Source organism: Plebeiibacterium sediminum (assembly GCF_026013605.1).
In the GTDB taxonomy this organism is placed as follows: Bacteria; Bacteroidota; Bacteroidia; order Bacteroidales; family Marinilabiliaceae; genus Saccharicrinis; species Saccharicrinis sediminus.
The window spans coordinates 65,161-76,981 of sequence record NZ_JAPDPJ010000025.1; the positions used below are offsets into that span (position 1 = coordinate 65,161).

Here is an 11,821-nt window from a genome sequence, read left to right on the forward strand (position 1 = left end):
AAAAAGTTAATAATTATTAAGCTTAAACATATCAATCCTCAAATCACAATTATTAAACTATAAATCAGCACACTATATTTATAATTATTATTTTTAAAAGTTCGTACTTTTTATATTTTTGTTTAAATATTTATACCGCCACATATTTAATTAACTCAACACAACCAAAACAGCACAGTTAATTAATCAGCCCGTATCTATGAAAATTGAAATGCTTAAATATTGTTTGTTGACAACCTTTATATTATGGTTTTCTGCACCGTATTACTGTCAATCTGAAAATACTGAAACCTATCATTTATATTGGGCAGAGGTATATAAAAAGGCGAAAGCATCATTCAACAAAAGAGACCTTGACAACGCTATTCATCTGGCACTAAAATCAGATTCTATCTATAAAAAACATAACAATAAACCTTATTCGTTAGCAAACTCACTATTAGCTCTTTGTTATAAAGACCAGGGAAATTGGATCAAAGCCCACAGGCATTATGAAATCGCTATAAATGAAGAAACAAAACCTAATGCAAAAGTTATTTTAGCACTAAACATGGCTGAATTAGGTATAGAAGCCGGTGATACATTAATTGCCATCCACTTATTTATTGAAAACATTGCTACAGTACGTAATCAGTTTTCTGACTTTGACAAAGCCTATTGTTATCACGGTTTTGCAAATTTATTAAGACAATCCAATTACAACAATCCGACAGTTCCTGTTACACAACTATATGATTCCGCATTTTATCTGTTTCGAAAAAATTTACAGTATGAAGCAGCGGGATTTACTGCCTTAAACTATAGTTATTACTATGCCTCTATAAACAAACAAGACAGTATTTCATATTGGGTTCATAAAGCGTACGAAATGCAGTTAAAGTCGAATAAACCGCTCGGAATGGCGGATGCACTTTTAGGGCTAGCTAAATTTCACATGGAATACCAAAGGGTTGATTCCGGACTTTTTTATTATAAAAAGGCACTACCATTTGCATTAAAATCAAACTACCTGCCATTTATTGAAGATAGCTATAAAGGTCTGGCATCAGCTTATGAGCAGCAAGCCCAATACGATTTAAGCAGCAAATATCTTAAACAGTATTATGCTATTGAGGATTCTTTACAGAAGAATAAGTGGAGAACCGAATTAAGTAAAATGCAAATTGAATATGATGTAAAAAACAAGAATAAGAAGATAAGTGAATTGGCAAAATCTTTAAACTTCTTTAAATACAAATACCTTTCAATTTCTATTGGTTTAATTCTATGCCTGGCAATTATAACAGGCATTTATTTAAAACTGAATCATAAAACCGTAAAATCCTCTATCTCTAAGAATTCCCGCAAAGCAGTAAAACCCAAAATTAAACAACTTAGTTCAGAAAAATTGAAAATATGGGATGCTCTGGAAAAGCTAATCAAACAAGATAAAATCTATCTTAATCAGGATTTAACGCTTAATTTATTGGCAACGAAACTGGATACAAACCGCTCAACATTATCCGAGATTATTAATGAAAAATCAGGAAAAACCTTCAACTTATTTATTAATCAATACAGAATTGAAGAAGCCTCTCGCCTATTGAAAGACCCAAAATCTGATTATTTAACCATTGAAGGCATTGCTCAGGAAACCGGATTTAAATCCAGATCATCTTTTTACACCGCTTTTGTCAACGAAAAGGGAATTACTCCTTCAAACTTCAGAAAGCAAGTAAACACAGGCGTTTTGATAGAATAAAACATATTTTTCTTTCTTCGAAAGATGTCCGAATTGATCTATTCAGACAACAAAAAGTTTGTAATTCAATCTATTGACTACATTTTTGAATCATCGATCGATAACATAAATTATTCAAACATCATTTAGTCAATTGTAAAAAATAACAAACTAGATTTAACTAATTATGAAGAAGAAAATTATTCTTGCCATTACTCTGGTACTTTTTTGTATCAATATTTGCGTCAATATAAGTTTAGTTGCTCAGAAGGCAACCGCACCAAATATAAACCCTAAAACTACGGAACAATCCATTACTCAGGAACAAACCACTGACAATGCATCATCAACAACAAAACCAGTGAAGCCAGCAAAAGAAAAAAGCACAGATTGGTTTTCAATCATCATTGCCAGTACTTTTATGCTTGGATTATTTGCTCTTTTTCCTCTGGTAATTTTTACGAATATCAAAGAAAAAATAAGCCTAACACCCAAAAGCAATGCTGAAATTGAAGATTTTATAAGCTCGCTAAGTATGGAAGAAAGAAACCAGAGAGCTTATGAGATTTTAGAAAGCATTGAAAATAAACTAAGCACTGTACCAGGAGAGGATGGATCTGAATTACTGACCATAACAAAAGGAAGTCAGGCCAGATATGTACGAAACGGATTAGAATACATCGCTACTTATCTACAACCAGACAACCAGGAACTGATTGAACAGATGAATGCCATCAAAGAAGTCTATGACAATAGAACCGAAAGGTATTTTGCTGGATCCAAATGGATTTTGGGATGTGCTATAGCGATTCCTGTTATTGCAGCTTTTATTGACTTTAGTTCATTGTGGTCGAGCTTGATGCTATTACATTTTTGTGGTATTACTTTTTACTATTTAGCCAGCAGAGTTCCTGCTTATATCCTAGAAAAAAGACTCCGCATATTTGGATCCAAAGGAAAAGGATTGGTTGGAGTAATTATGACATCCCTTTTTGCCGGATCGGCAACCAAACATTATGTTAGCATCAACGGAGGCCCCTGGAAAAGAGATTATGATGAAGAGTTTAGCAGTAACATGACATTTTTAATGATTGCTACGATTATAGCATTCTTTATTGGCGTATTGGTTGCCATTTTTGGAGTAATCAACTTTATACTTAATTATTCAACAAACTTTATATTACCATTTAAATCATGCAAACAATGGTACGATAAAACGTTTATTGAACAACCCATTGCCATTACAGCATAAACCGCAATGCACATTAAAAAAGTCTATTACACATTGAAATTACTTCAAAACAAGACATTCTGTTACTTCAACGTGTTATGCCTCGTTTTGTAAAGCCTTGTATTGAGGTACTTTCTATGTTCATTACGATGTTCTAATACCTAATCCAGCTAATCATAGACAAAAAGAAATGCCTTGGTGAATCGTTTTTCACCAAGGCATTTCTTTTACGCAATTACTTACCTAATTTACGCAAAAAATATTTAATAAATATTAACGCTTCTTTTTGAAACAAAGTACTCAATGAGTAGTATACCGCAGATTTAAAAGAACACACAAAAAGGGAATATTTACTTATCACAATTAGATCAAATGAAATTTACTGATTTTAAACTCAAAGCTAGAATTAACACTACTTTTGCGGTTTTATTAATTTTTGTATTTACAACATTAGCAGTAGTTATAACAAGCTATCTAAAACAAAGCATTGTAAAAAATGCTGACAACCAAATGTACACTCACCTACAAGATTTGGTTGATATTTTAGACAGTCAGGTTGAAGGACATCAATCATTGGTAAATATGTCATTAAACCTTACTCACGAACTTTTTTACAGTAAAGGCACACCTAAACTTGTCAAAGAAAAAAACAGTATAAAGATTAAGACTAATGATGAAAAAGAATTTGAGGTTAGTTTCAATAGTATTGAAATTGATAAACAATCATTATTTAAAAACTATGAATTTGTTGACGAATTAAAACTTAATTCAATTAATGTTGCCAGTGTTTTTAGAAAAATAGAATCCGGTTATTTAAGAATCACAACCAGTGTAATAAATAAGGATGGAGACAGAGCTCTTGGCACTGTAATTCCAAACTCTTCTGAGATTATAAAAACTATTGAGCAAAACAAAAATTACTACGGCAGAGCTTTTGTTGTTGATGATTGGTATTTAACAGCATACGAACCAATTATTATCAACGGTAAGATTGAAGGTATTTTAGCCGTTGCTATTATAGAAAAGAATTATGAATATTTAAAAAAGCAATTCTCTAACAGAAAATACTTCTCTGAGGGTTATCCCTATATTGTCAATGCTGAAGGAAATTTATTAGTTCACCCTAAATCAGAAGGTACTAATATATCAGAGACTAACTTTTTCAAACAAATGAAGAGTGCTTCTGAAGATGAAATTAGCAAATCCAGATACCAATGGCCAGATAATAAAGACGGAGAATGGAAGCAACAATTTTTTAAATACTTTAAACCATACGACTCCTACGTTTGTGTTTCTCTTTATGAAAAGGATATGTATGAAAGTTTAAGAGTTTTAAATGCAATTATTATCATCGGAATATTGGCTTGCTTAATACTAACATTTTTAGGAATTTATCTTTTGCTTCGACCTGTATTATTTGGTATCAATTCGATTGCCGATATATCTTCAAAAATTTCGCAAGGAATATTGAGTGTTGATATTAATATACAAAGCAAGGATGAAATTGGTCAAACAGCATCTTCATTGAGAGCTATGGTTACGAAACTAAAAGAAATTATTGGCGAAGTAATTTCCGGATCGAACAATTTGGCATTTGCAAGTGAACAATTAAGCTCCTCTTCACAACAATTAAGTCAACATTCGAGTGAACAAGCTGCATCTGTTGAGGAAATATCCAGCACTATGGAAGAGATGGCCTCTAACATTGCACAAAACTCAAGTAATGCATTAAAAAATGAAAACATCTCAAATAATACACGCCTGGGAATTGATGAATTATCAAGAGACACTGAGAATACAATAAAAGCAAACAAAAGTATTGCAGAAAAAACAAATATCATAAGTGAAATTGCTTTTCAAACAAATATATTAGCTCTTAATGCTGCTGTGGAAGCTGCTAATTCCGGCGAGCATGGACGTGGCTTTGCTGTGGTTGCAGCTGAGGTGAGGAAATTAGCAGAAAAGAGTAAAATAGCCTCAGACGAGATAATCAGCGACGTAAACAATGGAGTAAAAATAGCAATTCAAACAGGTGATAAAATGAAATCATTATTACCTCAGATTGAGAAGTCAACAAACCTAACAAAGGAGATCACTGCTTCCAGTAAAGAACAGGACACTGGTGCAATTCAAATTAACAACACAATACAACAACTTAACTATGTAACTCAACAAAATGCAGCTGCGAGTGAAGAATTAGCTTCCAGTTCAGAAGAATTATCAGCCCAGGCGGAAAAACTGAGAGATCTGGTTTCATTTTTTAAAATTGAAAATTCCGAGGTGTTAATTAATAAAACAAAAGCACCTTCAACACCTAACAAAAGCAAAGAAGAAAATAAGAAACAAGAGAACAAGCATAAAATAAATATAAATTTGGATCTTAATAAAACATATTCAGAATCAAATACAGAAGAATATCAATCTTTTTTAAGATAAAAAAATAAAAATCCCTGATTATAAAACTAATAATCAGGGATTTTTGTATAATACCGTATAGTTTAGAAAATTACTCCTTTGAAATTTTAAAATAAGATACTGCACTAATCAAAGCTTCTGCCTGTGCGGCTAACTCATCCGCACTGGATGATAATTGTTCTGAAGTAGAAGCATTTTGCTGCGTTATTGAATTTAACTGCTGAACGGATTCATTAACTTGTCCTGCACCTTCATTCTGTTCTAAACTTGCAGATGAAATTTCGTCTACCAACTGAGCTGTTTTATGTATATCAGGCAAAATCTGCTGTAATTCCAATCCTGCATTTTGAGTTAATTTCAAACTATTATCACTGGATGCAATTATTTCATTTGCTGCCATTTTACTGCGCTCTGCTAACTTTCTGACCTCAGCTGCAACTACCGCAAAACCACGTCCATGTTCACCTGCTCTAGCTGCCTCAACAGCTGCATTAAGTGCTAAAATATTGGTTTGCATAGCAATATCATTAATAACAGATATTTTTTCAGAGATTTCGGTTAATGACTCTAAACTTATCTTGGCTGCATCTACAACCCCTTGAATACCATGAGCCGATGCATTTGAAATCGCTTTGGTTTCCTGAGCATTACCGGAATTTTGAGCAATATTTGAAGACATTTCCTCCATTGTTGATGAAACTTCCTCAACAGATGCTGCTTGTTCATTAGCAGCCTGAGCCATTTGTTCGGCTGAAGTTCTCAATTGCTGACTAGCTGACGCAATTTGAGTTGAGTTGTTGGAAATGGTTTCTACGACCTGCTTTAGTCCTGATAACATGGATGCAATGCTTCTGGATAATACTCCTAATTCATCCTTTCTTTCAACAAGTGATTCCTCCAGTTCAACACTTAAATCTCCCTTAGAAACTACAGCTAAAACATCAACAGCTTTATATAATGGTCTGCTAATACTACGAGTAATAATGATTGCTCCGGCAGCTACAATAAGAATTACTATTAGAATAATAATGATTGAATTGTATAAAATCTGATTACTTACATCAATACTATTCTCATAGGATAAATCTGCTGCCGTTTGAGTAATACCGGTAAATGTATCCATCGCTCCTCTCATCTCTTCAAAATGCTGAGTAAAACTTCCGAAGTATACATCCTGAGCATCAATAAAATCATCTGATAGAATGTAAGATTCTATTTCTGATTCCAATTTAGTCACTTCATCATAAGAAGAATAAAATAGTTTTACTAATGCTTCATTTTCCTTAAACTTAGCAGATTTTGAAGTTTCAAGAAACTTATCAAATCGTTGCTTTACCTGATCCAGGTTTTCTTTTGCATCAGATAAATACTTTTCTTCAAGAGATTTTTCATGATCCTCATTCAAAGAATCAAAAACCAACAACTGACCAATAGCTAAACTGGATTGATATGCATCCCTGTCTGCTTCCAACAAAAATTGCATACTCACTAAATCCTCACTATAAATAGCAGTTAAATACCTTTTAATAGTTTGTGTTTTTGTTAGTGTATAACCAAAACCTAAACTGATCAGCACAATGATAAGAATTAACTGTAGCGTTAATCTTTTCCCAATTTCTAAATTGTCAATAAACTTCATATCCCAAACACTAACTAATTACAATATTTCTATCCTTAAAAAGAATAACTAATTGCTTATTTATACTATAATTAATTAGCGATGTTTCGGAATAAAATGCTTTAGCTAAAGATAAAACAAGTCAACTATATCAGTCGAATATACTTAATGTTCATTTTCAGAGCTTTAAATAATTAAAACACTCCATATTCAAATATTTCACACTGATATACTGTAAGTTAAATTTCACCTACTAAAATAGTCTACTACTACAAATAATACATTCAAAGTCTATTTGAGATCAACACTTTTAGACTTATAAATCGATAAACTTAAATTGGAATAACTCTGGATTTAATCTTTTTAATTTGATAAGTAAAATGTGGTATTGTAGCAATTAGGAGCATTACAAATCCAATTAAAAAAGACATATACAAATAGTAATCTTTTATAAACAACAAATTTTCCTGATAAGAAACGGCCTTACCTAGCAACTTCATAGCTCCCGCGCTACTTTCATGAGCTGATGCTCCTCTATTTATCAGAGCATGCGCATAACCATTTATTCGATCCATGGCCAGGAGATTGGTTCTGCTAACATCGGCACTAAAACTTTGATGGTGTATTTTTTGAAAACGTAAACCCATCATACTTGTTAATGCCATACTGCCCACAAAAGTGCATGACCTGTAAGCAACACCACTTACCGAAGCAGAAAAACCTATGGAAGGAGGAACAGCTGTTACATAAAATATTACAATTGAAATAATCAGAATTCCATTACCAAAACCGCATAAAAACAGTGGCATAAATAGTTGGCTAATAGTAGCCTGATAACTCAGAACAGAAATAGCAAATAAATGATATGCCAGCAGAGAACCAAATCCTATCAACCAGATAATACGTATTCGCATTCCTGCTAAAATATATCGCGCACCCAACAATGCTCCTAAAACAATGCCGGCACAATTTATAAACATCACATAGCTGTAGTGATAAATGTCGAGTTTTACACTCTGAGTCATAAAGTTATTTAGCAAATTTAAATCACCTTTTGCCAGATAGAAGACCACCAATAAACCCATACCAATTCTGAAGTTACGGGTTTTGTATACCCGCATATCAATATAAGGAACCTTTAGCGCCTTTTGTCGCATGACAAAAGTGATTAACAGAATAACAATAGCACAAAACACCAGCACTATACGCAGACTTGAAAACCACTGGTAATATTGGCCATATAAGAAAAAGTAAGCAATTGAAAGTAATAACGATGCATAAATTACGAAACTTACCCAATCTACATTCTTTAAGGGCACCTTACCATTTCTTCGCAGATCAATATAATTTCTTAATATAACAACCATTAAAATGGCTCCCGGAATGATAGAAATAATGTAAACTAAAAACACACTATTAAAACCATAATTAGAAAGCACATAAGCATTCATAATATAACCTAAGGCTCCGGAACCAAACAGAGCTGAATACATGGTTGCATATCCCAACACCCTGCTTCGCTGCTCATGAAACTGTTTAAAAACCAAAGTAAAAACAATACCAATAACCCCGTGCGATAGTGCTCCCGCAAAAAATCGCAATACAAATAATACCGTATAACTATGGGTTCTGTATAATAAATAATTAAGCGTGAGAAACAGAATCAAGCATGCAATCAGGTATCGTTTCGATGAAAAAAAGTTAAAGAATCTGGCCTCCAATGGAAAAACACTTGCAATAGCAAGATAGTAAACCACCATTGAATAATTAATATCAATAATATCCACACCATAAAAACTGGCAGCAGCTGCTACTCCACCTGAATACAGGCCTAAACCCGGCGCTATTGGGAGCAAAAATACAAACAGAGTAACAAAAACCAACCAATTCGGAACCCAGCTCTTAAATATTTGTACATTACTATTTGTCATTCATTAGTCTTTTAAAACAGAAACTTCTGCATTCATTCCTGCCTTTAACTTTTTAATCATTGTATTACTCTGCTCTGTAAATTCTATTTTTACAGGGAAACGTTGTACTACTTTCACATAATTTCCGGTAGCATTATCTGTTGGTAACAGAGAAAACTCAGAACCTGTTGCCGGTGAAAAAGAAGTAATAACACCTTCAAAGGTTTCATCAGGAAATGCATCCACTAATATCTTGGCTTTTTGCCCTTCGTGCATATCGGCAATCTGAGTTTCCTGAAAATTAGCCACAATCCATTTTCCTTGTTTTTTATCTACCATAAAACCAATTACCTGACCAGTTTGTACATACTGTCCTGGCTGAATAGATTTATTTCCCATATAACCATCGGATGGTGCCTGAATAACCGTATACTCCAAATTCAGCTTAACCTTTTCGAGTAAGGCCTTTTTTTGCTCCAGGTTAGCCATAGCAACCGCTAACTTAGCTTCCTCATCGGCAATTTTATCTTTAGAATTAACCACAGTACTAATCATTGCTTCATAATCCGACTGAGCTATATCCAGTTGTGTTTTCACATTCTCAAATTGCTGTTGTGTTACAGCCTCTCTCTCCAATAGCTTCTCATATCTGTCAAAATCCTGTTGCTGTTTCCACAAATGAGCTTTGGCTGCATTAATCTTAGCTTTATAAATATTGGTATTACTCAAAGCTATTTTTATGGCATTTTGTAATACTTTAATTTGTGCTTCGGCTGCCGCAATTTCAGCCTGAACCTCATGCAAACGCACTGTAGCTTCATTGTTATCCAGCACAACTAAAGTATCGCCCATTAAAACATGCTCGTGATCTGTATATCTTATTTCCTGCACAAAACCACTGGTTCTGGTTAAAATAGGATTGATATATTCCTTAACCTGTGCATCATTGGTTTCTTCGTAAATACAGAAATCATATACTTTAACTCCTCCCCATACAGCTAGTGCCAAAAGAATACATATTGCTGTGATGTACGATATTTTTAATACCGTATGATCTGCCTTTTGATATTTTTGTAATTTATCGCTCATTATAATTGCCCTGTTATTTTTAATAATTGATAATAGTGTAATCTGGCTGAAACATAATTATTCACCAAATCAAATTGTGCTTGTAATAGCTGAGCATCTGCTTCTAACAAATCGGTTAATAAAGCCAACTGATTAAAATAGGTTTGATTGACTATTCTATAATTTTCCTGAGCTTGCTCAATACTAATTAATCCTACTTCTATGTTTTCTTTATCCTCTAAAAATCGCTTGTAAGCTGTTTTAATACGATTTCTTAAAACTTCTTCGGTATTTTCTTTAGCTACAATTTGTTGCTGAATATCAAGTTTTGCAGCAGAAGCTTTATGCTTATTCATATACAAGGATGAAATATTATACGACATGCGAACACCTGCCATACCTAACATATATCCTGCAGGTGCATAAGGATACCACCTGTTTTGCGGGTATGAGTAACTATACTCTCCAAACATGGATATTTTAGGAAGTTTTTCGGCATGAACATCCTTTTCATGGAGTTCTGATAAGGTGATCTCTGTTTCTGCCATCTTTTTTAATGGCGATTGTTGCATGGCTAAAACCACATAATCAGAATATATCTTATCTAATTCTGACAATTCAATACCAATACTATCTGATAGTTTCAAAGGTTGATCATCTTCATACCCCAATAGCATATTCAGGTTTTGAGATGCAATCTCAATATTGTTTTTCATGGAGTGCAGATTAATTTTTTGCTGCGACAACTGAAGCTGCGCTCTTAATAAGTCGCTTTTTAAAACCACTCCATGCTCATACAGCTCTATAACCTGCTCCAGGCGTTCGTTGTTACGGGCTATATTTTTTTCAATAATCTTTACAAACTCCTTAGAGCGTAATATATCAAGGTAGTACTCTGCTACTTTATAATGCACTTCGGAATAGGTAGCCTCACTAACATACTGAAGCATCAGCGATCTGCTTTCAGCTGTTTTTACTCCATTTTTAACTTTACCTCCATCGTAAATATTAAAATTGGCATTTACCCCTGCTCCATAACTATTATGGTTGGCCAATGGAATGTATTCAGGATCTTTTGTTAATCCATCTACAAAAATGGGTATGTTCGTTAGCTTTCCAAACCGGGCTTCGGCTTCAATTGTGGGTGCCCACTTTCGTTTTGCATCTAAAATTTTTGTCTTACCAATTTGTTGATGAATATTGGCCTGCTTTATTTCCTTACTAAAAGCATCAGATCTTTCCCAAGCTTGCTGTATATTTATTGAAATACTATCCAGGGAGTTTTCCTGTGCATACAACAAACTAAAACCAAAACAAAAGAAGAGCGTAAAAATAATGTTCTTCATTCAGTATAATTTTTCCTATTATCACTTCCTTAAATACGTTTTAAGGATTCTCTTTTTACTCACAAAAATATTTTGAATGCAAAGATCTTACTTTTAAATTAGTCTTCTTTTAGAAATAAAGACAATGTTTTTGTAATTTAGGCCATATTTTCTCTCTGGAGCAGGGAGAAGGGAACAAGGGAACATGGAACAAGGAGAAGGGAGAAAGGTGATTGAGCGAAGAGCTAGGTGCAGAGGGCATAATGCAGAGGGCATAGTGCGAATGCAAAAGACTGAGGTATACGGTGGTAGAATATTGTATTATATGGTCCGAGTTACAAACTCGAACCAGCAGTGGTTGAGGAAGATGGTTGTAAATTATTGTAATATAAGGTACTGGTACTAGTTATAAACTCACACCAGCGTTCTGATAAGCTAAACCAATAATCCTTTTAGAAATTAACTTTCAATCTCGAGTGGTTCTTCCGGCATCAGCTGGTGAGCCAAAAAACAAGATGGTGTAGTCGGTAAAAG

7 protein-coding genes are annotated in these 11,821 nt (G+C 33.6%); 3 read left to right on the forward strand and 4 right to left on the reverse strand.

What is annotated here, in order from left to right; translation table 11 throughout:
- Positions 1 to 229: 229 nt before the first annotated feature.
- From OM075_RS12070 to OM075_RS12080, 3 genes are all read left to right on the forward strand, one after another.
- Positions 230 to 1,741, forward strand: coding sequence for a helix-turn-helix domain-containing protein (locus tag OM075_RS12070; RefSeq protein WP_301190773.1), 1,512 nt, complete (start codon positions 230 to 232; stop codon positions 1,739 to 1,741).
- A gap of 166 nt (positions 1,742 to 1,907) precedes the next feature.
- Positions 1,908 to 2,972, forward strand: a complete 1,065-nt coding sequence (locus tag OM075_RS12075; RefSeq protein ID WP_301190774.1) for a hypothetical protein — start codon at positions 1,908 to 1,910, stop codon at positions 2,970 to 2,972.
- Positions 2,973 to 3,323: 351 nt separating this feature from the next.
- On the forward strand, positions 3,324 to 5,387 hold the full coding sequence (locus OM075_RS12080) for a methyl-accepting chemotaxis protein (protein ID WP_301190775.1): 2,064 nt from the start codon (positions 3,324 to 3,326) through the stop codon (positions 5,385 to 5,387).
- 70 nt (positions 5,388 to 5,457) lie between these two features.
- On the opposite strand, the gene OM075_RS12085 is transcribed toward OM075_RS12080, so the two are convergent.
- The 4 genes from OM075_RS12085 to OM075_RS12100 all read right to left on the reverse strand — a co-directional run bounded on the left by OM075_RS12085 (position 5,458) and on the right by OM075_RS12100 (position 11,308).
- The gene (locus OM075_RS12085; RefSeq protein WP_301190776.1) at positions 5,458 to 7,005 is read right to left on the reverse strand and encodes a methyl-accepting chemotaxis protein; all 1,548 of its coding nucleotides are present in this window, start codon (positions 7,003 to 7,005) and stop codon (positions 5,458 to 5,460) included.
- 311 nt (positions 7,006 to 7,316) lie between these two features.
- Positions 7,317 to 8,915: an MFS transporter gene (locus OM075_RS12090; RefSeq protein ID WP_301190777.1), complete on the reverse strand. Its 1,599-nt coding sequence runs from the start codon at positions 8,913 to 8,915 to the stop codon at positions 7,317 to 7,319.
- 3 nt (positions 8,916 to 8,918) lie between these two features.
- Positions 8,919 to 9,983 carry an HlyD family secretion protein gene (locus OM075_RS12095; protein ID WP_301190778.1) on the reverse strand — a complete coding sequence of 355 codons (1,065 nt, stop codon included), beginning with the start codon at positions 9,981 to 9,983 and terminating at the stop codon, positions 8,919 to 8,921.
- On the reverse strand, positions 9,983 to 11,308 hold the full coding sequence (locus tag OM075_RS12100; RefSeq protein WP_301190779.1) for a TolC family protein: 1,326 nt from the start codon (positions 11,306 to 11,308) through the stop codon (positions 9,983 to 9,985). The genes OM075_RS12095 and OM075_RS12100 overlap by 1 nt, the downstream gene beginning before the upstream one ends.
- Between the last annotated feature and the right edge of the window lie 513 nt (positions 11,309 to 11,821).